At 56.2% G+C, this 23,738-nt stretch carries 24 protein-coding genes; 5 read left to right on the forward strand and 19 right to left on the reverse strand.

Translation table 11 applies throughout. From position 1 onward, the window contains the following. Window positions 1-78: 78 nt before the first annotated feature. Window positions 79-1,608: a Do family serine endopeptidase gene (locus FJ695_RS22415; protein WP_141187508.1), complete on the reverse strand. Its 1,530-nt coding sequence runs from the start codon at window positions 1,606-1,608 to the stop codon at window positions 79-81. A 177-nt stretch (window positions 1,609-1,785) separates the two neighbouring features. Continuing rightward, entirely contained in the window at window positions 1,786-2,430 is a 645-nt protein-coding gene (locus FJ695_RS22420) for a glutathione S-transferase (protein WP_141187509.1), read from the reverse strand. A gap of 122 nt (window positions 2,431-2,552) precedes the next feature. Between FJ695_RS22420 and FJ695_RS22425 the strand changes: the two genes are divergently transcribed. Both FJ695_RS22425 and FJ695_RS22430 read left to right on the forward strand, forming a co-directional pair. Further along, window positions 2,553-3,554 carry a DUF2336 domain-containing protein gene (locus FJ695_RS22425; protein WP_141187510.1) on the forward strand — a complete coding sequence of 334 codons (1,002 nt, stop codon included), beginning with the start codon at window positions 2,553-2,555 and terminating at the stop codon, window positions 3,552-3,554. Between the two features lie 166 nt (window positions 3,555-3,720). Continuing rightward, window positions 3,721-4,800 (forward strand): DUF2336 domain-containing protein, encoded by a 1,080-nt coding sequence (locus tag FJ695_RS22430; RefSeq protein ID WP_141187511.1) that lies wholly within the window; start codon window positions 3,721-3,723, stop codon window positions 4,798-4,800. Window positions 4,801-4,815: 15 nt separating this feature from the next. Here FJ695_RS22430 and FJ695_RS22435 read toward each other — a convergent pair whose 3' ends face one another. The 11 genes from FJ695_RS22435 to FJ695_RS22485 form a co-directional block, all read right to left on the reverse strand. Continuing rightward, window positions 4,816-6,051 (reverse strand): bifunctional alpha/beta hydrolase/OsmC family protein, encoded by a 1,236-nt coding sequence (locus FJ695_RS22435; protein WP_141187512.1) that lies wholly within the window; start codon window positions 6,049-6,051, stop codon window positions 4,816-4,818. 104 nt (window positions 6,052-6,155) lie between these two features. Next, window positions 6,156-6,644, reverse strand: coding sequence for a cytochrome c-type biogenesis protein (locus FJ695_RS22440; RefSeq protein WP_141187513.1), 489 nt, complete (start codon window positions 6,642-6,644; stop codon window positions 6,156-6,158). A 9-nt stretch (window positions 6,645-6,653) separates the two neighbouring features. Further along, entirely contained in the window at window positions 6,654-8,642 is a 1,989-nt protein-coding gene (locus tag FJ695_RS22445) for a heme lyase CcmF/NrfE family subunit (RefSeq protein ID WP_141187514.1), read from the reverse strand. A gap of 66 nt (window positions 8,643-8,708) precedes the next feature. Then, window positions 8,709-9,158: a cytochrome c maturation protein CcmE gene (gene ccmE / locus FJ695_RS22450; RefSeq protein ID WP_141187515.1), complete on the reverse strand. Its 450-nt coding sequence runs from the start codon at window positions 9,156-9,158 to the stop codon at window positions 8,709-8,711. Between the two features lie 67 nt (window positions 9,159-9,225). After that, window positions 9,226-10,362, reverse strand: coding sequence for a c-type cytochrome biogenesis protein CcmI (ccmI, locus tag FJ695_RS22455; RefSeq protein WP_141187516.1), 1,137 nt, complete (start codon window positions 10,360-10,362; stop codon window positions 9,226-9,228). 333 nt (window positions 10,363-10,695) lie between these two features. Continuing rightward, complete coding sequence (locus tag FJ695_RS22460) at window positions 10,696-12,177, reverse strand: hypothetical protein (RefSeq protein WP_141187517.1); 1,482 nt, start codon at window positions 12,175-12,177, stop codon at window positions 10,696-10,698. A gap of 176 nt (window positions 12,178-12,353) precedes the next feature. Then, complete coding sequence (locus FJ695_RS22465; protein ID WP_141187518.1) at window positions 12,354-12,791, reverse strand: RT0821/Lpp0805 family surface protein; 438 nt, start codon at window positions 12,789-12,791, stop codon at window positions 12,354-12,356. A 180-nt stretch (window positions 12,792-12,971) separates the two neighbouring features. Continuing rightward, the gene (locus FJ695_RS22470; protein ID WP_247653711.1) at window positions 12,972-14,393 is read right to left on the reverse strand and encodes an ATP-binding protein; all 1,422 of its coding nucleotides are present in this window, start codon (window positions 14,391-14,393) and stop codon (window positions 12,972-12,974) included. After that, window positions 14,383-15,051, reverse strand: coding sequence for a response regulator transcription factor (locus FJ695_RS22475; RefSeq protein ID WP_141187520.1), 669 nt, complete (start codon window positions 15,049-15,051; stop codon window positions 14,383-14,385). The genes FJ695_RS22470 and FJ695_RS22475 overlap by 11 nt, the downstream gene beginning before the upstream one ends. A gap of 57 nt (window positions 15,052-15,108) precedes the next feature. Next, complete coding sequence (locus tag FJ695_RS22480) at window positions 15,109-15,363, reverse strand: PepSY domain-containing protein (protein WP_209010782.1); 255 nt, start codon at window positions 15,361-15,363, stop codon at window positions 15,109-15,111. 115 nt (window positions 15,364-15,478) lie between these two features. Beyond that, window positions 15,479-16,081, reverse strand: coding sequence for a TetR/AcrR family transcriptional regulator (locus FJ695_RS22485; RefSeq protein ID WP_168206459.1), 603 nt, complete (start codon window positions 16,079-16,081; stop codon window positions 15,479-15,481). Between the two features lie 323 nt (window positions 16,082-16,404). On the opposite strand from FJ695_RS22485, the gene FJ695_RS22490 reads away from it, so the two are divergent. Both FJ695_RS22490 and FJ695_RS22495 read left to right on the forward strand, forming a co-directional pair. Next, window positions 16,405-17,490, forward strand: coding sequence for an alpha/beta fold hydrolase (locus FJ695_RS22490; protein WP_141187522.1), 1,086 nt, complete (start codon window positions 16,405-16,407; stop codon window positions 17,488-17,490). 80 nt (window positions 17,491-17,570) lie between these two features. Then, window positions 17,571-18,317, forward strand: coding sequence for a DUF1194 domain-containing protein (locus tag FJ695_RS22495; RefSeq protein WP_141187523.1), 747 nt, complete (start codon window positions 17,571-17,573; stop codon window positions 18,315-18,317). A gap of 18 nt (window positions 18,318-18,335) precedes the next feature. Here FJ695_RS22495 and FJ695_RS22500 read toward each other — a convergent pair whose 3' ends face one another. Continuing rightward, a complete protein-coding gene (locus FJ695_RS22500; RefSeq protein WP_141187524.1) occupies window positions 18,336-19,511 on the reverse strand; it encodes a phytanoyl-CoA dioxygenase family protein in 1,176 nt (391 codons plus the stop codon). A gap of 85 nt (window positions 19,512-19,596) precedes the next feature. Here FJ695_RS22500 and FJ695_RS22505 point away from each other — a divergent pair, with 85 nt between their 5' ends. Continuing rightward, window positions 19,597-20,622 carry a LacI family DNA-binding transcriptional regulator gene (locus tag FJ695_RS22505; RefSeq protein WP_141187525.1) on the forward strand — a complete coding sequence of 342 codons (1,026 nt, stop codon included), beginning with the start codon at window positions 19,597-19,599 and terminating at the stop codon, window positions 20,620-20,622. A gap of 21 nt (window positions 20,623-20,643) precedes the next feature. Here FJ695_RS22505 and FJ695_RS22510 read toward each other — a convergent pair whose 3' ends face one another. From FJ695_RS22510 to FJ695_RS22530, 5 genes are all read right to left on the reverse strand, one after another. After that, entirely contained in the window at window positions 20,644-21,342 is a 699-nt protein-coding gene (locus tag FJ695_RS22510; RefSeq protein ID WP_141187526.1) for a YafY family protein, read from the reverse strand. A 12-nt stretch (window positions 21,343-21,354) separates the two neighbouring features. After that, window positions 21,355-21,735 (reverse strand): VOC family protein, encoded by a 381-nt coding sequence (locus FJ695_RS22515; RefSeq protein ID WP_141187527.1) that lies wholly within the window; start codon window positions 21,733-21,735, stop codon window positions 21,355-21,357. A gap of 124 nt (window positions 21,736-21,859) precedes the next feature. Next, complete coding sequence (locus FJ695_RS28085) at window positions 21,860-22,327, reverse strand: hypothetical protein (protein WP_168206460.1); 468 nt, start codon at window positions 22,325-22,327, stop codon at window positions 21,860-21,862. Continuing rightward, a complete protein-coding gene (locus FJ695_RS22525; protein WP_141187529.1) occupies window positions 22,254-22,466 on the reverse strand; it encodes a hypothetical protein in 213 nt (70 codons plus the stop codon). The genes FJ695_RS28085 and FJ695_RS22525 overlap by 74 nt, the downstream gene beginning before the upstream one ends. Window positions 22,467-22,803: 337 nt before the next feature. After that, complete coding sequence (locus FJ695_RS22530) at window positions 22,804-23,694, reverse strand: glycoside hydrolase family protein (protein WP_141187530.1); 891 nt, start codon at window positions 23,692-23,694, stop codon at window positions 22,804-22,806. Between the last annotated feature and the right edge of the window lie 44 nt (window positions 23,695-23,738).

Genomic DNA, 23,738 nt, shown 5'->3' on the forward strand with positions numbered 1-23,738 from the left:
CGTCGGGGTTGGGGGCAGAGGGCAGACCGGCCTTGCTCTCAAGAGCGGGAACAGGACCCGCTCCTGATCAGTGTTGGTTTACGCCAGCTTCATAGGCAGGGCGACGAACCTTGTTGTGTCGTTGGTCTCGACCCGGAACAGCACCGCTTTACGGCCGTCCTCTTCCGCTTTCTTGACCGCTTTCAGAACGTCTTCCGGTGAGTTCACCTTCATGCCCGCAACTTCCAGGATCACATCCCCTTCACGCAGGCGCTTTTCTGCTGCCGGGCCATCTGGATCGATCTCAGCGATCACCACACCGTTACCATCAAGACCGGCTTCGGCTTTGGTGGTCAGGACAAGGCCCATGTCATCAAGACTGGTCGTTTCCTCCTCAACAGCCTCAGATACGGCGGCAGCTTGCTGCTGATCCTGTAGGCGGCCAAGAGTTACGGCAATGTCCTGTTCCTTCCCATCGCGCCAGATGGTGAGGTCGACCTTGGTGTCCGGGCTGAAAGCAGCGATGATCTTGGACAGGTCCCGCGGGCCTTCGACTTTTGTACCTTCAACGGCCAGGATTGTATCTCCTGAGCGCAGGCCAGCCTTCTGAGCCGGGCTGTTATCCTGCGCCTCCGCGACAATAGCGCCGCGGGTCTCGCCAAGGCCGAGGCTCTCGGCAATGTCGTCAGTGACGTTCTGGATCTGAACCCCAAGCCAGCCACGGACAACAGTCCCGCCGTCTTTGAGTTCCATGATGACGTCTTGAGCGGTGGACGCCGGGATCGCAAAGGCAATACCGACATTGCCGCCGGATGGTGAGAAGATCGCGGCATTCACACCAATGACTTCACCGTTCATGTTGAACGCAGGGCCACCGGAGTTGCCGCGGTTTACCGGCGCGTCGATCTGAATGAAATCGTCGTACGGTCCAGCGCCGATGTCACGGCCGCGGGCAGAGACGATGCCAGCTGTCACAGAGCCGCCAAGACCGAAGGGATTTCCGATCGCCACCGTCCATTCACCAACGTCCGGTGCCTCATCGGCGAAGTCGACATAGGTGAAATCCTTGCCGCCTTCGATTTTCAACAGCGCCAGATCTGTGCGCTTGTCTGCACCGATCAAGACGGCATCATACTCTTCACCCTCATGATCAATAACTGTGAACTCAGTTCCCTTTTCGATCACATGCTGGTTTGTGACAACATACCCATCGCCTGTGATGAAGAAGCCGGACCCTTGCGACATGCCATAAGAACGCGGAGAGCGTTTGTTTGGACGGGCGTCATCGCCGCCGCGGCCGCCGAAATCACGGAAGAACTTTTCAAAGGGGTGGCCATTCGGCAGATCTTCAAAAAAGTCGCGGAAGTTATTGCGGCCTTCGAAGTTCATCATGCGCGGTTCGGCAGCCTGCTTCACCCGGACGCTGACCACCGCCGGGCTGACCGCACCAACGACGTCAGAGAAATCGACCGGGGCGGCTGCATCGACCCGGACCGGGGTTGCCTGCGCCAACTGCGCCGGAACAACGGTTTGCAGGGTCATCAAGCCAGCTGTGCCGAGCACAACCGCACCGGCCAACAGTTTGGCGCGGCGGGAGCGCAGCGGAGAGCGAGACGGACGGTTTTCCATATTATCTTCCTTTTTCGACGTCTTGACTGGAGGTCATCTCTGTCAGGAACACGCGGGGACATGTTCCCTTGTCGAATAGGAAGATAGGAAAGCCTGCCTTACAGGCGCCTGACGGTGAGATTACGGTTTTGTAATCTGGCTATTTTTTATCCCGATTGAGCTGATTGCATACCGAATTTAGGGGAACACAATTGGCTCATCCCCTGCCTGCCACTTTGCAAATTTCGGCATGATGGCAGCAAAATCCGGTGACTGTTCAAATCGAACCAACCAGTCTCTTAACGCCCGCCAGTCTTGTGTATCGAACCACTCACGGCCTGCGTTCGCAAACTGTCGGACAAAGGGCAGGATTGCGAAATCCGCGAGACACGGACGTGACCCAAACAGCCAATCAGACCTCTCTAAACGCACATTGAGACCGGCGAGAAACTCCGATGCAGCCGTCCGCTCAGAGGTTTTGTCAGCATCGGCGTAGCGAGTGTCATACTTGTAGCGGTCCAAATGGGTTTTAAAGGGGCCATCACACGCTTTGATCAGCGCAAACATGTCTTCCAAACCACCCGATTCCGGCTTCAACCAGAGTTCCGGATCGGACCTCTCCAAAGCCCACAGCATGATGTCGAGGCTTTCGTCGATCACCAGATCGCCGGATTTCAGGCATGGAACGGTGGTAGAGGGCGAGGTTTCCAAAAACTCCGGCGCTTTGTCCCGCAGAACAATCTCGCGCAGTTCCACTTCTTGGCCGCTCGATAAAAGCGCAAGGCGCGCCCGCATGGCATAAGGACAGCGGCGGAACGAATATAGGGTCGGTCTATCGGTCATATTGATCCCTTGGCGCATCCGCTCGCCGGGGTCAACCAAAGCTCCGAATCTTACCTTAAGGGAGCTCTCGCTTAGACATTTTTTTACAACTTCAGGAAATAATCTGGGCAACAGGTATTGTAATGGACGAATCACTTCTCAAACGCGCAAAAGCAAGTTCTTCTGAAAAGAAACACGAGCTCGCAGCCCATATGACAGGGCTTCTTGCAGCCCGTGACGGTGATGCTGCCGACTCCGAAGAATCTCAGCTGATGAACTCGATGCTGGAAGGCGTCTACACATCTCTTTCTGATGAAGCCAAACAGCAAATGTCAGATACCCTGGCAGACGCAACCGCCATGTCCGCGGGACTTGCTGCGGCTCTTGCCAATGAAGAGTTGCCAATCGCCAAAGCTGTTCTGGAACGCTCGGGGTCGCTCACCGAAAAAGACATCCTCAAACTCGCGGAAACGAAGGGGCAAGACTTTCTGCTGGCCCTCGCCAAGCGGGACCATGTCAGTAAGGATGTTACCAAGATCCTGATCAACCGTGGCGGAAAGGAAGTTAAACATACCGTTGCCGCCAACCTCGGCGCTGAAATCGAGATGCCGGAGTTCGAGACCCTGGTCAAAGACATGCCTAAGCAATTAGGCGATCGGATCCGTCATTTGCGCAAATCCAATGAAGAGCTGATTGAGGACTTGTTCAAGGACGACGGCGAAATTGCTGCCGGGACAGAACTCGAACCGAAACAAGCAAAAATGAGCCCCAAAGGCTGGCTGGTGGGCATCAAGATGGGCAAGACCACGCTCAATAAAGCGGTCTACCAATGTGCTCAGGAACACAATCTGCTTGATGCCGTTGCTCTGCTCGCTTTCTTCTCTGGAATGCAAACCAAATACGTCCACAACTTGATGGTCCGATTCGATTCCACCGGAATTGCCACCATTTGCCGGGCAACCGGTATTGGCGCCATGGAATTTCAGGCGATCTGCAAAGAGCGCTGCAAACATCTGAAGTTTCCCGAGACCACTGGTAGCAAATGGCTGACCAACTATCACATGTTGGATGAGACAGACGCTAAGCGGCTGCTGGCACTGATGAAGATTAAACTGAAGGCAACCGCACGCGCCGAAGCTGCATGATCAATGTCCTTTGCGCGGACCTCACTTGAAAAGAACAACGACGTAGTAAATACCACTGACACTATTATCAATCATCAAAATTTATTACGCTTTTCTTTGGTTTTTTAGACAAGTGTAAACTGTCCCCGCGGTAGCTATTGTAAGCCCTCAAGAGAACGGTCCGACAATGCTTAAAGAACTTATCGAACTGGCCAATGGCAGCACGCCGGAAAAACGGCATCAGCTTGTCGAGCATGTCACTGACCTATTCATTAATGGTGCTGACAGTTACCAGACTGAGGAAATCACGCTCTTCAATACGCTTTTGGAAAACATGCTTCCGACCATGGAAGCAGAGCAAAAGCAAAAAGTCTCTGAACAACTTGCACCAATCCCGTCAACCTCCCACGATTTGGCAGTTTCGCTCGCCGGAGAACAGATCGAGATTGCCCGGCCGATGCTGACGCAGTCGGAAGTTCTGCAGAACGAAGATATTCTCAAACTGGCCAAAACTATGGGCCAAAGTCACCTGCTTGCAATCTCTCAGCGCAAGCATCTGGAATCCAACGTGACCGATGTTCTCTTGGAACGCGGCGAACAGCCGGTTAAGCGTTCAGTCGCAGCCAACACCGGCGCGGAGATTTCAAACTGGGGTTCTCGACTTCTGGTGAAACTTGCGGAAAGTGACGATCAGATCCGCAATTCCATGATGGAACGCTCAGACATAACTGAAGCAGAACTCGAAAAACTCATCAATCAGATGCCCGGCAAACAACAAGACGCTGTCCGGGCCTTGCGCAAACAGAACGAAGACCTGGTCAACGAACTTTTCCAGAAAGCCAGCCGCGCGGTGGCGGCGACCAAACTGGAACGCAAAGCGACGCGGATTGATGCCAAAGTGATGCTCAAGGATATCCGGGCAGAAGAGATGCAGCTTGGCCAGGCGATCACCCAATTGGCCTTGTCCAACAACCTGTTTGATATCTGCTTTCTGTTATCCGAGCTGTCCGGGCTGGAGCAGAAGTACGTCACCAATGTCATGGTGCGTTACGATGCAACGGGCATTGCCGTCTTGTGCAAATCTCTTGGGATTACAGACAACGAATACTCTGCTGTTTGCAAGGCGAAAGCGACACACAACAAGCAGCCTGCAACTACGGTCAATAATTGGATTGCCGATTACCAAACCTTGTCCGACCGCGACGCTCGCAGACTGTTGTCCTTCATGAAGATCCGTCTCAGCACCCTTGAGGAACAAGCAGCCTGACGATACCGGAATTCATCAGGTCTCCACTTCCCGGGTGACAACAGCTGCGCCGGCTTCCAATGTCCGGTGGACCGGGCATTTGTCCGCAATTTCAAGCATTCTGACCCTTGTTGCCGCGTCCAAGTCGCCCTCAAGTGTGATCAGGCGTTCAAATCGGTCGATCCGCCCACCTTTGGCTTTCACCTCATCGGAACAATCTTCACAGTCCGCCGCATGCACCTTGCCGTGCAGCACCTTGGTGCCGATCCGGTCAACATCCAAGCCCTTCCGGTCGGCGTACATGCGCAGGGTCATCACGGTACAGGCGCCTAGTGCGGCTGACAAATACCCGTAAGGGGACGGCCCGCTGTCCAACCCGCCGACACCAACCGGCTCATCCGCCAGCAGCCGATGCGGACCGCTGGCAACCATCGTCTGGAATTTCCCCTGCCCTGTCTCGATTACTTCGACGCCATCCCCATCTGCACTCGCTTCCGGCTCCGCCATCGGATCCAGATAGCCGCTTGCCCAGCCTGCAATCACCTTAGCCGCATAGGCCGCGTCGCTGGCCCGCGACAGCAGGTGATCGGCCTTGTCGAGCGAAACAAAACTCTTTGGGTGTTTGGCCGCTACGAAAATATCGGTGGCATTGCCGACCCCCACCGTTTCATCCAGCGGTGCATGCATCACCAGAAGCGCTTTTCCAAGTTTTGACGCGTGATCAAGGACTGATTGCTGCTCCAGATCCTCCAGGAACTCCCGGCGGATGGTGAATGGCCGTCCGGCAAGACTGACTTCAACAGCGCCACTTTCTCGAATGTCCTCGACTGCAGATCCGAAGTTATGGGTGACATGGACAGCGTCGGACGGTGCTCCAATGGTGACCACTGCGCGAGCCTCTGGGATAGCACCGGCAACAGACAATACAGCCGCCCCACCCAACGAATGGCCGATGAGTAGCTGAGGCGCTTCATAGTTTTGACGCAGGAAATCCGCTGCCAGCTTTAAATCTTCTAGATTTGAGGAAAAGCCGGTCGAAGAAAAGTCACCGCCACTGCCGCCAAGTCCGGTGAAATCAAAGCGCAGAACCGCAATACCTTCCGCACTCAAGGCGCTGGCAATGTGGCGGGCGGCCGCAATGTCCTTAGAGCATGTAAAACAATGAGCAAAGAGCGCAAAGGCTCGAATGGGACCAGCGGGCAGATCTAGCCGCGCTGCAAGTTTTGCTCCGAGCGATCCATCAAATTCGAGTTTTTGCGGCTGCTGCGTCATCTGAAAACCCTCCAGCTTGGTTCCCGCCAGAGGTAAGGATGGAAGTTCTGAGTGCAAGTCACGCCTTGGTGTCTGCGGCGTGACTTGTTTGATCAAAATGCCTGTTAGTTTTGCTCGTCGGACTTGAGCAATTCGCTTAGGCGTTTTTCTTCCTCTGCCGACAATTTCCCGCCGGTTGGTGCGGCCGCATCAAGCCGTGTTCCAGATCGCCTGCGCAGCGCAATCACAACGGCCGCCAGCCCGGCAATCAGCGCCAGCGGGCCTGCCGCCCATAGCACCAGCGTGTGCCAGGCAAAGCGCGGCTTTAGAAGCACAAATTCGCCATAGCGGTCGACGAGATAGTTGATCACCTGGCTGTCACTGTCACCGGCCACCAACCGTTCGCGCACCAAGACCCGCAGATCCTTGGCCAGCGGGGCGTCGCTGTCGTCGATCGATTGGTTCTGACAGACCATGCAGCGCAATTCGGCCGACAGGGCCCTCGCCCGGGCTTCAAGCGCCGGATCTTTGAGCACCTCATCGGGTGTCACAGCCAGAACCGGCGCTGCGAAGAGCGAAACCAACAATGACAGGATTGCAAGAAAACGTGTCATGTACCCGCCTTACTCTGCCGGAACGCCGGAGGGGATCTTCTTTTTGGCCGCAGGTTTTGGCGCCCCGACCCGCAAACGCCGGTCGGCTACGGAGAACACTGCGCCAATCGCCATGATCACACTGCCGATCCAGATCAACGTAATCAGAGGTTTGAAATAAACCCGAACGTCCACGGCGCCATCGCCGCGGCTTTCGCCAAGCGACAGATAGAGCTGGGAAAATCCAACAGTATGAATTGCCGCTTCTGTGGTCGGCATCTGACGCGCGGTATAAACCCGTTTCGACGGTTCGAGATCGGTGACCAGAGCTCCACCCTGACGGATGGTGAAGTGGCCAACTTCCTCGGTAAAGTTTGGCCCTTGGCGCGGCGCCGCGCCATCAAAGGTCACTTCATACCCGGCAAGGTCGACCTGATCGCCAGGGCGCATGGTTTCGATACGCTCTTCCTGAAAGGCTGAGGCTGTCACAATGCCGAGCACTGTTACCCCGATGCCGAAGTGGGCAGTCGCCGTTCCCCAAGCGGAACCGGGCAAGCCAACCAGCCGGGAAAATCCGCGTTTCGGGCCGATTTCAAAGAATTTCACTCTTGTGAGAATTTCGGCAATCGCCCCGGTCATGACCCAAACAGCCAGTCCCACACCGAGCGGTGCCAGAACCTTTTCCATGCCCCAGAGCCAGAAAGTGAACAGCGTCATCAGCAAAGCCAGGCCCATGGCCGCATAGAGCCGTTGGCAAGCAGCAAGCAAATCACCGCGTTTCCAGGAAAGCACCGGCCCAAAGGGCACAGCGATCAGCAGTGGGATCATCAACGGACCGAAAGTCAGGTTGAAGAATGGCGCACCGACGGAAATCATTTCACCGGTGATCGCATCCAACACCAGCGGATAAAGCGTGCCGACCAGAACCGCCGCCGTTGCTGCCGTCAGGAATAGGTTGTTGAGCACAAGCCCGCCTTCCCGGCTGATCGGCGCGAACAGGCCGCCTTGTTTCAGCATTGGGGCCCGCCAGGCGAACAATGTCAGCGATCCGCCGATAAAGAGCATCAACAAGGCCAGGATGAAGACGCCACGAGCCGGATCAGTGGCAAAGGCATGAACGGAGGTCAAAACACCGGAGCGAACCAGGAAGGTGCCAAGCAGCGATAGGGAGAAGGTGAAAATCGCCAGAAGAACGGTCCAGACCTTCAACGCCTCGCGCTTTTCCATAACGATCGCCGAATGCAGCAAGGCAGTACCAGCCAGCCACGGCATGAAGGAGGCGTTTTCCACCGGATCCCAGAACCACCAGCCACCCCAGCCGAGCTCGTAGTAAGCCCAGTAAGAGCCCATGGCGATACCAAGGGTCAGGAAACTCCAGGCGATCAAAGCCCAGGGCCGCACCCAGCGGGCCCAAGCTGCATCCGTCCGCCCCAGAATGAGCGCCGCGACCGCAAAAGAAAAGGTAATGGAGAAGCCGACATAACCGACATAAAGCAGCGGCGGATGTATCGCCAAGCCGATGTCCTGAAGGATCGGATTGAGGTCATTGCCCTCAATCGGCGGATTGGGAATACGGGCAAACGGGTTCGAGGTCGCGAGAAGAAACAACAGGAAACCAGCGCTGATCCAACCTTGGACCGCGAGTGCTGTCGCCTTTAGATCCTTCGGCAGGTTCGCTCCGAAAACACCAACCAAGGCACCAAAAAACACCAGGATCAACACCCACAGAAGCATGGAACCTTCGTGGTTGCCCCAAACACCCGTGAATTTATAAAGGAGTGGTTTGGCGGAGTGGGAGTTTTCCCAAACATTGGCGACCGAAAAATCTGATACCAAATAGGCCGCTGTCAGAGCTATGAAGGACAGAAGCACAAATCCGAAAATCGCGATCGAAGTTGGTGCTGCAACCGCCATCAGCCGGTCGTCGCCTGTCAGCGCGCCCCACAAGGGCACAACCGACAGAATGAGCGTTAGCGCAAATGACAATACAAGCGCGTAATGTCCGATTTCGACAATCATGGTGTCTCGCGTCCCGTCCCTCGGTTCAACTGCCGCAAGCTCCTACTGCGCCAGACCTATTCAGCTTTAATTGGCAGCGCCCTCTTCGCCTTGCCAATGGCCTTGATCTTTCAAGGCCTCTGCCACTTCTTTCGGCATATAGTTTTCATCGTGTTTTGCCAAAACACTATCGGCCACAAACGTGCCATCAGCGCCCAAAACACCTTCCGTAACCACACCTTGTCCCTCGCGGAACAGGTCTGGCAGAATACCTTTATAGGTCACTGAGACTGCATTGGCAGTGTCGGTGACCCGGAACTTCACTTCCGCATTGTCGGACCGCTCAACAGACCCTTCCTCGACCAATCCGCCCAAGCGGATGCGCTGGCCAGAAGGAATGTCCTTGCTAGCGATGTCTGTCGGGCTTTGGAAAAAGACGATCTGATCGTTGAGGGCAAATAGGATCAAGCCAAGCGCCACGGCCAAAACCGCGCCTGCGGATCCAATCAAGGTCAACCGCCGTTGCTTGCGTGTCATTTTGTGTTCCGTCCTATATTAACGTCTTGCGTTTTCCGTCCTCCCCCTCAGGACGGGAAAGCTCGGATTAGGAGCCAGTTAGTCCTAGGTCTATGGCCGCGTCCTTGATCCGTGCCAAGTCGGCGGGCTTTTCAGCAAAAACTTTTTCCGCACGCTGGAGAGTTTCATTTGCTTTGACCCGATCGTCGAGGACCACATAGGACCTCATGAGCTGTTCCCATTCGGCAACCGTTCCGCCATTGGCATCAATGCGGGCGGCAAGACCGTGAACCATACTCTTGATCATGATTTGGCGATCGCCGGCGCTCATTTCGCTGGCTGCGGCCACTTCTTCCTCGCTCGGCCCGCGCAGCGCTGGCATCAATGCCGGAGTTTTACCTGTCAAATTGGCAAGCTCCCGCCGGGCAACAGCCACCCAGGCTGCTTGAGGATCGGCGCCCTCCAGAAGTGTTTCCCAAGCTGAAATTGCCGCATCATTGCGGCCTTCCTGACCGAGCGCTATTGCAAGAAAGAAATGCGGTTTGACAGCGCGCGGCTCCAATTCAACTGCGTGTTCGAAGGCTGATCTTGCCCGGTCGGTAACCACGCCCTCATTCGCAACGGTCAGAGCTTCACCCAAATCTGTCAGCCAGTCGGCACGTGGACCAAGCAGACGAATCGCATTGGCGTAGGCCTGCGCTGATCGTTGCGGTTGGCCAAGCCTCATATAAACCGGCGCGATCACAGCCCAGCCTTGACCGTCTTCTGGATCGTCTGCCAGGTGCCGTTCCACCCTGGCAACCAGCACCTCAACCGGCTGTTCTTCTGCCGGCTGATCGAAACGGGCAGCCAAAGGCTGGTCTTCAAGTTCCGGCGAGCCGATGGCGAGATAGAGACCAAGCGCTGCGGCCGGCAATGCGATCAATGCAGCAAGCTGGACGGACCGGGTTCGCAGTTTGGAAACCGTTTGATGCGAGCCCGCTTCCGACCGGTCGTGGACAGATAGGAGCCGCCGGGCTGTTTCTGTGCGCGCTGCTTCAGCCGCTTCCGGGTCTATCAAGCCTTGTGCAAGTTCCCGGTCAATCGCAGCAAGCTGCTCCCGGTAAACAGCTTCGTCCGCATTGGCGTTGGCTTCAGTGGCTGTGGCCCGCGATCTGGTCAGCGGAACAAGAACAGACAATGCGGCCAGCGCTGTCAGGACAGATATGAGGATCCAAAAAATCATGGGCGCATATAGACAACTGAATGTGTCGAAATGCAAGCAGCCCACTCTGTGACCGGCGGTCGCGGGATAATCCCTTGTTTATTTCTTTTCACGCTTGCTGCTCTGTTGCTTTCTTAAGGCCCGTTTCTCAGGCCGTGTGGACGCATTAGAGATATATTTCTCCGGCACCGCATTGTTCAAGGTCAAGGACGACCAGTATTGGTGATGCTGGTGCATCATCCAAGTGGATATGTACTGGGATGTAGCGATACAGGTCCAAGCCTCAAAACGCGAAAATGAGCTCCCTCATGCCGCTCGCTGGTTCACGAATTGGGTCCTGGCCGTCCGAACGGCCTAAGCCCGCCTGAGCGCTTTGTTGATCAACCGCCGTTCTGGAGTTGACTTGGCCAACTCATCGCTCGCCCGGGTCTTGGCTTTGGCGAGGGCGGCATGACGGCTGCGGCGTAATTGAGCGGCGTAATCCGCGCCGAAGTAAATCTCCGACAACATGATTGCCACATCGGCGGCGGCTTGATGGGCCTCCAATTGCTGACTGTTCGACTTTCCAAGGTCGGTAATCAGAGACCGAGTAACAATCTCCAGGGTCTGTTCGACCGCCTGACGCGTGCGCTTGCTGACATCGTTGACGGCAAACGTCTCTGATCCGCTGCGCACCATGGTCACCACACGCAACGCCCGGACTGCATCATCTATCGCTGATTGATTGACGTTCAGCTTTCCGTCCTGGCCGACCTTCGGCACCTGCAAGGCCCGGCGAACAGCGCTGTGCGCATTGTTCAACTCCCGCGTGACCACATCTGAGATGCTCCGCTTGGTATCTGCCAAGCGCCGGTGCCATTTCCCGGTGACCGATAGGTCCATATCCCGCTCAATGCCTTTGACGAGCGTGTTGTAATCCGACAGAGCGTTGGAGAAAGCAACTGGATCCGGATTGTTGTTGCGATGGTCGATCGCCAGGATGTTCAGACGCTCCGCTTCACTCATGACCACGTCGACAAACGGAGCGAATTGAGAACTGGCAATTGCCTTCGGATCATCATCACCTGCCAAACGGCCAGCAAAAGAACACAGCGCCGACGGTGTATCCGCCCGGTCGACCAAGGCAGCCGCCAGAACCGGAACATGATCCGGGAAACGGGCCGTACATTTGTCCACCATGCGCAGGACGTCGTGATCTTGTTTCAGCCGCCGCTCATTGATCCGTTCTGGAATGGCCTGCAGGAACGGCATAAGCCAACGTTCTGAAGAGAAAACCTTTTGAATGTCGCGCAATTCGGAAATACCGCGTTCGCCGCCAAGCTCAATGCCCATGCGGCGATGTTCCTTTTCCTCGATCTCGCCGCGCCGCAAGGCTTCGCCGATCGCATCCACAGACCGGGTGCGCAAAGCCTGAACCAAGGTGTCGACACGTTCACCGCTCACCGCTGCATTGCTGGCTTGTTCCAGCACCAGCTGAACGTCCATCGACATGACATCACGGCCGAGCCATTTCCAGACCTTGTCGAGCATGTCCCGGTTGATCCGGCCTTCCTGGCGGATCGGCAAAAACTCGTCGATCAGAAACGCATCCAAGGGCGAAAAGAACATGCGCTGAATCTGACCGCGCCGGATTTCTCCGGCTTCGATGTCCAAACCTTTTGGAAGCGGCTTGCGCAGGATTTCCAACGCAGACGCCAGAACCAATTCGATGTGCGGATCACTGTTGTTCTGAATCTTGGCGCGCTCAAGATTACGCACCAGCGCCTCAATCGCTCTCGGGCTGAGGCTGCTCAGATAGGTCCTGATTTTGGTTTCAATCTGGTCCGGTTGAGTCATTCACGTCATTCTGCGCGCAAGGTTTCTTGCGGCATGGTAAATGCCGATCCTTAAACAAGTATGTAGAAAAACGGTGGAATTAACGGATTGATATCCATCATCTGACTGCTCGAGAGCACTGCTCTTTTGCATCTGGACGGCATAATACAGATTAGACGCTTCGAAATTCGCGGTTATTAGCCGATGACCTTCCAACTGCCTTGTTTGACTTCACACGCCGTACCGCGCGCTTGCAGGACCCGGCCTTGCAAAACCATTTCATGCGTGAATTCCCGGCACCGGGTTTCGTTAACAGAATAAACCGGCCCTGGCCGGACTTTGCCGCTCCGGCCAGTCCGTTCGTTTTGCCAGGCGACAGAAACCCCAACGCCCCGTGCCTTCAAAGCCCGGTCCTGCGCTTTTTCCGCTGCCTTTTTATCGGACGGTTCCAGCGCTTCTCCAAGTTCATTATTTACAAAAACAGAAATTGCTTTGTTAGCTTCCGACCCAGCAACGCTCGCTCGAGGATCGCCAAACGACGATCCCCAGCCTCCGACGCCATTTGCCCCGGAAGCAATGGAACATCCACCCAAAAGGACGGCGGTCATCAGACAAATGGTATTGCGCAACTTCATGCGGCTGCACTCCAGAACGGCTTTGCGGTCCGAGGACCCCGGCAGGTGAATCAGTCGTAACGTGACTTTGTGGCCGAACTTGGCCACAAATGAGAATCACAGCCTGTGATTTGCATCACATATAATCATGGACTGATTAAAATCATCCTCCCCATCCACAGGGGCCTTGTTTTCAACCACCTAACTGTCCCCCAGCAAGGGCAAAACCAGCCGCGCTTTCAGGCCGCCAAGGTCTGACCTGTCGAGCTCCAGGCGACCGCCGTAAAGGGCGGCAAGATCAGCCACAATCGACAGCCCCAAGCCAGTCCCCGGCACGGTTTCGTCCAAGCGGCGGCCGCGTTTGACCGCTTCGGCCCGCCCTTCCTTGGTCAAGCCAGGACCATCATCTTCCACCAGGACTTCAAACATCTCCCGGCCGCTTACCGCACCAGGAATTGGCCCTGCGGTGACCTGAACCGATGATTGCGCCCATTTGCAGGCATTGTCGATCAGGTTTCCGCTCATTTCCTCAAGGTCCTGGCTTTCCCCCCGAAATCGCAAATCCACATCCTGAGGACACTCCATACGGATGTCACGTTCGCGGTAGATCTTGGTCATGGCGCGCACCAATCGCTCCAGAACCGGCCGTGCATCACAAGATACGCCAATGACCCGGCGCTGTGCCGCCATGCGGGCCCGCTCCAGGTGATGCTGAATCTGGTCCGACATGATCCCGGCTTGTTCGGTAACCTTGTCTGCCAAAGGCCCGTCAGTCGCCCGAGCTTCATTGGAAATCACTGACAATGGGGTTTTCAGTCCGTGGGCCAGATTGCCGACATGTGTGCGGGCACGTTCAACGATCTCGCGGTTGGAGCCGATCAGTGAATTCAATTCCACAGCAAGCGGGGCAATCTCACGCGGCAGTTCCTCGTCAATCCGGTCTGCCTCACCCTGGCGGACAGCGCTCAAGGAGGCCCGCAACCGAACCAAAGGTTTCAATCCAACACGGACCTGCAGAAATATCGCCAGGATCAATCCAAGCCCGACGATGCACAGCGTCAGAGCAACAAGCCTGGCAAATTCGTTGATGTCTGCCCAAAATCCTGCGGTGGCAGCTCCAACTGCAATGACATAGGGCGTATCGCCAACGGAAATCCGCTGCTGCATGACCCGGATCTCGTCACCGGTCGGCCCAGCAACAAAGCCGGCAATCTTCTCGCCCGCCCCGATCTCCGGCACTGGCAAGGGATCGCCAACAAGGGATTCCGAAGCATAGAGGATGTCCGGGCTGTCCGCACGCCGGACCGTCCAGTACCAGCCAGATAGAGGCAAGGAAAATCGCGGATCTCCTTGGTAACTTGGCTGACGGACAGAGGGCACGGACCGCACCGTCACGTCTTCGCCGCTTTCCAGCATTTCAGAAATCAAGGCTTTGATGTGGATTTCAAGCTGGGCATCAAAGGCGCGTTCGCTAGCGCGCTGGTAGAGGCTGACAAGAAATACACCGGCAACAGCCAAAGCCACGGTTGACCACACGGCCGCGACCAAAACCAAACGCCCGGCCAGCGACCGCTGCGGTTTGGGCTGGCTTCGCTTCTCCCGTTCAGACGGGTCAGTCGTCACTTGCATCCCCCAGGCGATACCCAAGGCCGCGGATGGTCTCGATCATGTCTGCGCCGATTTTCTTGCGCAGCCGGCCGACGAACACTTCGACCGTGTTGGAATCGCGATCAAAGTCCTGATCATAAAGATGTTCGGTCAGTTCGGTGCGCGAGATTACTTTGCCCTGGTGGTGCAGCAAATACGACAAGAGCCGGTATTCATGAGATGTCAATTTGATCGGTGCGCCATCGACCGTAACCCGCCCGGCACGCAAGTCCAGCCGCACACTGCCACACGTCAATTCATTGGAAGCATGACCGGCCGCCCGGCGGACAAGCGCCCTCACCCGGGCTAGAACCTCCTCCATGTGAAAGGGTTTGGCGACATAATCATCTGCTCCTGCGTCGATGCCGGCCACCTTGTCAGACCAGCGGTCGCGCGCGGTCAGGATCAAAACCGGCATTGTGCGTCCGTCGCGGCGCCATTTCTCCAGGACCGACAAGCCATCAAGGGTCGGCAAACCCAGATCGAGCACGACGGCGTCATAGGGCTCGGTATCGCCAAGGAAATGCCCCTCTTCGCCATCAAAGGCGCTATCGACCACATATCCGGCTTCTTCCAATGCGGTGACAAGCTGGCGGTTCAGGTCCTTGTCGTCTTCAACAATAAGCAGGCGCATTTTTCTATGATTTCAACTGACATGAGGGCGGGATGGAAAACGATTTTCTGTTTGCCGTTAGCGGCTGGCATTGACTGTGACGTTGGTCACCTTCCCGTTCTTCAGGACCGACAAAACATAGACATACCCTCCACCCTGGCGGCACAATTGGGCTTTGATGATCTCACCACCTGCCTGCCCGGCAACCGAGCCAAGCGATTTCGCCTGACCGCTGGCCACCACAGCACGCGCCTCGGCCTGCGACAGGCAATTGGCGCTCGCAGCGCCTATGGCGGCCAGAAACAGGACAATGGCGGCAATCAACACTTTCACAGAACGAATCCTTCAGACGGCGGCATTTGATTTGGAAAGGTGTAATCAATTGTTCCTGAACGCAAGCTGAACCACATGCCAGACGGCCACCAGGAATTCTATTCCAATTCGCTATTTAGCGGTTCCGATCCGGCCCGACTGCCCGGCCCAAGAACTCCAGCATTGTTGAATACAACAGAGTTTGCTGGGCCTTTTTTTGGCCAATTGCATTCACACCTGCACCTTCAATCAGATCCACGATCAATCCTGCGGTCACTGATGGATGGGGCAAGTCTGCCGGCAAATGCCGTTCAACCGCAGAAATCACACGGTGTCTGGTTCCCAGAAAATCATTCGCGATTGACGGGTTTCGGAACACTTCTGCTGTGATTTCGGCAGCCAAGGCAGCGTAAGCCGGTTCAGCGTTCAATTCATAATACGCTTTTGCAAACTCCTTGAGGGCCCCAAAGTCTCCTGGCTCTGCTTGCAATAGCTTTTCGAGAAGAGGTGTCAAACCATCGGCCTCCAGCTCGCTTATGGCCGCAATAATCTCATATTTTCCTTTGAAATGATTATAGAGGTTGCCGAGACTAATTCCCGCCTCGCCGGCAATGTCGCGCATGCCGGCCTGATGGAACCCTTTCTCAATAAAGAGCTTCGCGGCCGCTTCAACAATCTTCAACCGGCGTTCTTTTAGTTGCTCGGACCGTTTGACCGGTTTTTCCCGTTTATCAGCCACGCATCCACCTTCAGTACACTTGCGCAAATCGTCCTTGGACAGAAACGCCGTTCCCTTCTTGAAATCACCGATTTCAACGTCAAGAACAGTGCTTTCTGTTGCCAATTAGACACGACACGCTTTAATCCAAGCGGCAAGATCCCCAGCCAGCCCTTTCATTGTCTTTTCAGGTTCCGCTCTCACTTGCAATCATCAACTCAATTCACATATGACGAACGAACGTTCATTCATATAAGGTTGAATATCGATGTACGCGGATGTTGAGGCGCATTTGGCGGTACTGATACTCAATCCTTCATTCCCCTCAAAACCATAGAGGTCACATGAGACTTGATGCGCTCTTTGCCACCCTGTCAGGATATCTGGCAGTGTTTGGTGTTTTGGACCGGCCACAAACACCTCAAACACGAGATTACGTGGTTGAACATGTCCGCATTCCGGGCGGCGAGAAAGGCGTGGTGCTTGACGGAGAACTGACACTTCCCAAGGGGGATGGAAAAGTTCCGGGGCTCGTTCTGATCACCGGTTCTGGTCCGCAAAACAAAAACGAAGAAATTGTCGGCCACAAACCCTTTCTGGTGCTGTCCGATCATCTGACGAACGCGGGTTATGGTGTTCTGCGGTACGACGATCGCGGTGTTGGAAAGAGCACCGGAGATCATTCAGCAGCGACACCGACCGATCTGGCGGCTGACGCCGCTGCTGCCATGACTTACCTGAAGTCCCATCCTAGGATCTTACCCACAACCACCGGATATCTCGGGCATTCAGAAGGCGGATATCTCGCGCCGAGAGCCCATGAAGTGAGCCGATCAGCCTTCCAGATATACCTCGCCGGCCCGGCGCTTCCACTTGTACCGGATGTGATGCTGGCCCAGACGGTCGATATCACGCTGGCCGAAGGCGGCACACAGGCGGATGCGGACCGGGAAGAACGCCTGGTGAGAGCGTTGACCGAACTCCTGAAAACGGCAACCAGCCCGAAGGAGGTACGGGTCAAACTGACGGAGAGCTTGAAGCAATATGGCGCCAAGAAGAAAGATATTCAGGAAAATCTTTCAGTTTGGGCCACGCCCTGGGCGCTGGAATATGCGCATTATCAACCAGCCGAAACCTTCAAGGAACTGGAAGTTCCGGTTCTGGCGCTCTTTGGCGGAAAAGACCTTCAGGTGGCCGCGAACGCCAACGCAGATAAGATGCGAAGTTTCTTGACTCACCCGGTTTCCGAAGTCGACATTTTATCGGGTCTCAACCACCTCTTTCAGCCGACAAAGACCGGCAAGGTTTCTGAGTATTTGACGATCAAAACCACCATTGATCCACTGGCTCTCAACCGGATCACCAGCTGGTTGGATTATGTCACGGGAAAGTCCGGCGATCTGAAAAGCGGTGCCAAAGACGCAAACTGAACTGACCAGCCCTCATTTGGGAAGCACAAGCGAACGGAAAAATGTCTTCACCTCCGCTCATTTGTTGCTAGGCTGCAAAAATGGCAGAGGCAAAACTCCAGAGGTTTCTTTCGAAGTATCTCCGATCCGGGCACCGGAAAGGTCTCGCATCCGGCTGGAAAACGATGATCGGCGGATTGGCCATCCTAGGCTCGTCTACCACCGGCCATGCCTGTTCTCTGGCTCTGGTTCTGGCGATGGACAGCTCTGCTAGTGTCGATGCACGAGAATATCACTTGCAGATCAACGGCTTGGCGGATGCGGTTCAAGATCCGGATGTAATCAACGCAATCGAAGCCGTTGGCGGGATCTATCTGACAAGCTTTGAATGGAGCGGGCGGTATCAACAGGTGGAGCAATTGGGCTGGCGTTTACTGGATAATACGGACAGCGCCCGCACCGCGGCATCCATCATCCGCCAGGCCCCACGCGGGTATACGGAGTTTCCGACAGCGCTTGGTTACGCACTGGGACATGCAGCAGTTCTCATGCAGCGGGCGCCAACCCATTGCCATCGGAAAGTCATCGATGTTGCAGGCGACGGTATCAACAACGACGGTTTTGGCCCGGATAGTGCTTACAAAGCTTTCGACTTTGAAAATGTGACCGTCAATGGCCTGGTAATTGGCAGCCCGGATACGATCCCCGTGGACTATTATTATCGTGAAGTCATCAAGGGCCCCGGAGCCTTTGTTGAGATTGCCAGCACTTTCGATGACTACGCGGACGCGATGAAACGCAAGCTGATCCGGGAAATCATCGGCAACGGACTTGCCGCTGCCGATTAAGAATTAGCGTTGAGCCACTCACGGTTGACGGCGGTCCGCTTGTTCCAAGAGCGCGGTTCCAAATGCTTCACTGGTCCATTTTTCCCTCAAAGCGCGCTGCATCAACTGCTTCTGTGTTTCCGGGGCCAGACCTCCTACCGGCGGATCGCGATCCAAATTAGTGGGGAAGGAGTAGCCTTCCGCGCAGGCGGACACGGCTGCTTCCAGCAACTTCCTATCCATGCCGCCTGCCATCATTCTTTCAAGCAATACAGGATAAAGCGCCCGGCACATTGCCAAGCGATCCAAGGACTCCATGGCGCGGCCGAAAGCGGACGAAACCTGCAAGAGGTTCGCCATCCGCTGAATGTTCTGACTGGAGTTTGCCCCGGCAGCGTGAAACAGAGCCGGATTGAAGAACAACGCATCGCCTTTGGACAAAGGCAGTTGAACACAAGTATCTTCAAAATAGTCTGCAAAGGCCTGCAGCCTGTAGGCGGCGTATCCAGGCCTGTAAAGCTGCGAAAACGGCAGAAGTTTCGTCGGCCCACTCTCGACCGGCATGTCGGTGTGCGCCACCGCTCCCTGCAGCGTCATGACCGGCGAAAGGTCGTGGACATGCGCCGGATAGCGCGCGCAATCCTCCGCTGTCTGAAACCCAAGGTGATAATCCCGGTGGGCTTGCTGCGCAGCCCCGCCCGGCCGGACCAGATTGACCTGGGCGGTCATTTGATAATTCGGGCCAAGCCAGGCTTCACAAACCGTATCAAGCGCCGGGTTTGCAAAATAATCTGCAAAGACATCCGGAGCCGCCAGACACAGTTTTTGTAGCGAGTTCCAAATCCGGTCATTTGAGCCAGCAGCTGCAAAGTGATCCGCACCGCCGCCGCGTGCTTTTTCTTCGGCAATAATCTGATTGTAGACATCTGTTGCCCGGTCGACCGGTGAGGTATCGGCAAACGTACCTTCGAGAACCAGAACGCCAGACAGGTCTTTGAAAACGCGGGCCCATTCGGCCATCAAACTCCGGCGTTTGTTGGGATCGGAGAGCATAGATTGCAAATTGGCCACCCTGTAGATCGGGATATTCGCCACAATGCGGTCCGCATACAAAACGTCTGCCGCTGCAAGTCTGCGCTGTGTCAGCGCCTTAAACGCGTCCAAGTCACAGCTGGTATCATCAAAATAATCACTTGGCCCGGCTTGAAGATCCATGATGCCCTCCCTGATCTGATCTTTCATCGACCGTACCAGAGACAGCTCTTGCAAGCGGGCTCAAAAACCATCAAGAATCCATCAAATGACACATCGCTTCCCAGTCAAAGAAATCGCTCTTCAATCCGGCCTCAGTACGGCAACCGTGGACCGTGTCCTGAACAATCGTACCCATGTCAGTCCACAGACCCGCCGCCGGGTACAGGATGCGATTGAGGAGCTTGGCCGGCAGGAAAGTCAGCTGGCAGCCCGGGGACGGCGGGTGTTTATCGATGTTTTGGTAGAGGCACCCAACCGATTTAATCGCGAAGTTCTACGTGCTTGCGAGGCCATCCTGGGTGAATTCAGGCCACTCGCAATCCGGCCACGGTTCAGGCTGTTTGAGACGATGACACCAGAAGACTGCGCTCTGGAACTGGACAGGATCAGCAAACGGGGCAGCCAAGGTGTTTGCCTCAAGGCCCGCGACACAGAATTGACCCGGTCAGCAATCTCCAAATTGGCAGACAAGGGCATTCCTGTCGTAACCATCTTCACCGACAATCCGGGATCCAAGCGGTTTGCTTATGCTGGGCTCAACAACAAAAGGGCTGGAGAAACAGCGGCCTATTTGATGCATCAATGGCTTCCACTTGAGGCCCGCACCGTCCTTACCACCTTGAGCCAGCACAGTTTTCAAGGCGAAGAAGACCGGTACTCCGGATACCGCTCCAGTTTGCTTGCCTTACGCCCCGGCCTCTCTCTTATCGACGCGAGCGGCGGCGGGGGCCATAATCCGGCCACCGGCCGGGAGGTCGCCGGCAAGATCCGGCCCGGCCAACCAGTTGATGGTGTCTATTCCATGGGGGGTGGCAACCGCGCGATCCTCACCGCGCTGGACGATGCAGGTATCTCACCGGCAGTGTTCATTGCCCACGATCTCGACGAAGACAATCTCGACCTGTTGAAGCAAGGGAAGTTGTCGGCTGTGCTCTACCATGATCTCAAAAACGACATGCGGGCGGCCTTTCGGGTGTGCCTTGCCCATCATGGGATCGTAGAAGCACCGACACAAATGGAGAGCGATATCCAAATTGTCACGCCGATGAACATTCCTGCCGGCAGTTTCTAACCACCGGGCCGTGTACAGGCCTCAATACTCCGGCTTGCCGTGTTCCTCTTCCATTTGCCGGTAAAAATCCTTGAGCGTGGTGCCCGGTTCCGGGCGGAACTTGTCGCCGGTTTCCTTCACATCCGTCATCCGGTCGAGCCGGAACATGCGGAAATCCTTCCGAAGTTCGCACCAGGCGACCAGGGTCCACACCTTGCCCCAGAACCACAAGCCGAGCGGCCGAAGCACGCGTTCTGATGACCGCTCCTTGGCATCGATGTAAGTGACCGACAGGCATTTGCGCTTGTCGGAGGCCACTTCCAGAAAATCGATCAGCGCCCGGACCTCTTCGGTCATTTCCGGGGCAAAGGCGTGGATCTCCACCTCGTTCTGCCGCACCCGCATTTTTTCCGGGATCACGGCATCGATCTTGATCATCGCCTCTTCTGCAGCCCGGGCCATCGCCGCCCCGCCCCACGCCCGGATGAGCCGGGCGCCGGCAAGAAGGGCAACGATTTCGTCCCGGGTGAACATGAGCGGCGGCAGATCATAGCCATCGCGCAGAATATAACCGACCCCGGCCGCGCCCTCGATGGGCACACCAGAGGCCTGCAGATCGGCGATATCCCGGTAGATGGTCCGTTCAGAGACTTCCAGCCATTCAGACAGCTGGCGGGCCCTGACGAGGCGGCCGCCACGCAGATACTGAACAATCTGAAACAAGCGGTCGGCGCGCCTCATGGCAAAAGCACCTTACGCGTTGACGGCAAACATGCCGATGGAATTGCCGTCCAAATCTTCGCCATAAGCAAAGCGGCCGGCTGGAATCGGGATCGGATCGGACAAAACCTCACCGCCGGCCTTGGCAAAGCGCTCCATGGTTTCTTCCAAAGTATCCGGGCAGGCAAGATGGATGGTTGGGCCAGTGCCCTTTGGCGCAGGTTTGCCGGGATAGAGATGTCCGGCAATTCCGTTTTCACAGTTGCATGGGAACATGGCAATGTGGTTGGGGCCCATATCGGTGATGAGATTGAGTTCGGTCTTAAAAACGTTGTTGTAGAACTCGATCGCCTTGTCCAGATCAGAAACGGGGATTTCCATCCAGACATTGAAATTGTCGGGCTTGAAGGTCATGGGTAACTCCTGAATTGCGTTAACAGGAGGGACACTAGCAGCCCCCTCCTGACAGCTTCCTGTCAGGAGGTTTCAGGAATATTCTGTTTTGTTTCGATCAAGGCTTTCGATTTCCAACCCTTGATCATTTTCGTGCCGACAATCCGCGCGCAAGGCTCTTTGCGCCATCGACCAGGAAGAGGCTGGTCACAATCGCCCCGCCCCAGTCGCGCAACACTGGAACTTCGGCAATCTGCCAGCCAAAGTGAAACACGCTATCAAAGCAAACCGCCGCCCACCAAAGGCCAAGCGGCAGAACAAAAACCAGCCGCCCCAACCGGCCAGCGGACAAGAAATGGCCGGTTTCTGCGATCAACACCGTGCGGGCCTGCTGGCGCGCGGTGATTTCGGCCCGGATTTCCTCCGCCGCAAGATCTGCCTCGATCCGGCGGTTTTCAATTTGCGCAGCCGTCCGTTTTCCAGATGCTGCAGCAAACGGCCCAAAATTCCGGAACTGAGAATTTGCAGAAGCCAGCCGATCACCTGCCGCTACCCTTACGCCAGCCGGCCGGGCCGGACGTGATGTGGCGCAGCACAATATTGGCCAGTCCAATCCCCAGCATCACCAGCGCCGCCCGTTCCGGCGGCATGATTGCATTCCAATCGGCCGCCCCCAAAAATGTCAGCATCTCAAGAAGCACGACAGCCGCACCAACAGCGCCATTCAGGACAAGCGTTTTCCAGCCACGCATAGGGACCTCCAGGGTCTATTGGGGAAGAGATGGGATTTCTTGACGGTATAGCTGCGGCACGAAAAGGTGCGCCCCAGCTTTCACATCTCCCGAGGCGGAGATGTCGCGGCACCCAGCCAGTGAGTTCTTAGTAAGATTTTGTTGGTTGGATCTCTTCCACACGGTCATCCCCGCCCCAGGAAGCTGAAGTGTGTGGGGATCTACTCGCGATCCCACTTGCCGCAGGTTATGCGCGTTTGAAGGTAGGCTCTGCAAACGAGTGGATCCCCGGTCTACGCTGCGCTGCGCCGGGGATGACCGCTGTAGAAGGTGGGAAATTTGATCAAAGAAACGAAGTTCAAAACCGGCCGAGCCGGTGTTTTAATTCCAGAAGGAGTGCCCCGCGTTGGGTCCAAAGCCAAAGGGCTCCGGCACCGGTTGCCGCCACACCGGCGAGAAGCAGCAGTGTGAGCGGGCCCGGCACCTTCTCCAGCAACAGGCCGCCGCCGGTCAGGAGGGTCAACACGCCAACAAGGCCGGTGCCGTTGCGCAGCGCGCTGGTCCGCTCTAACGCGGCGCGGGTTGCCGGGCCGGGAATACCGTCCACCACCAGGGGAGGATTGGCCTTTTGAAAGGCGCGCACTGCCGCCTTGGTCAATGGGCCAAAATAGCCGTCGATCGGGCCGGGATCGCAGCCGAGGGCTTTCAAGGCGCGTTGCAGGTCTATGATATCACTGCCAGGAGCGGGCGCAGACGCAACTGCTGCCAGGCCATAATCGCCGTGCTCCAACAATCTGGCTTCAGCGGCCCGGCGTTTGACGAGACCTTTTAACCGGCGCCCGCCTGCAGTGGTTCCCGTCTGGCTCAAGAGGCGGGCTGCCTCACCGGTGCGGCCGTCTTTTAGTTTAAGGGCCCAGCGCCAGGACAGCGCCCGGGACCCGAGATTATAAACCACCGACACACAGGCATCGAATTGCTCCTGGGTCAGCTTCGGCAGGGTTTTGCGCACAGGCGGTGCGTATTCCTGATCCAGCAGGGTCAGAAGCAGTTTGTTGGCATGTTCGCGGGACAGGCGGTCCCCTACAGCCAGACGTTTGCCGTGGCGTTTGCGCCACCAGCCGGAGAAAATCCGGCTGCGCATGGTAAACCCATATCCGATCGTGACGATCCCGGCGGGATCGAGATATCCGCGGGACACAAACCCCTCGTGCGCTGCTAAAAAGGCAAGCCCCTGATCACTGACCTTCATAAAAGCCCCCTCCCGGACTGTGCGGTTGGACATAAAGACGCGAT

This window comes from Labrenzia sp. PHM005, from assembly GCF_006517275.1.
GTDB lineage: Bacteria > Pseudomonadota > Alphaproteobacteria > Rhizobiales > Stappiaceae > Roseibium.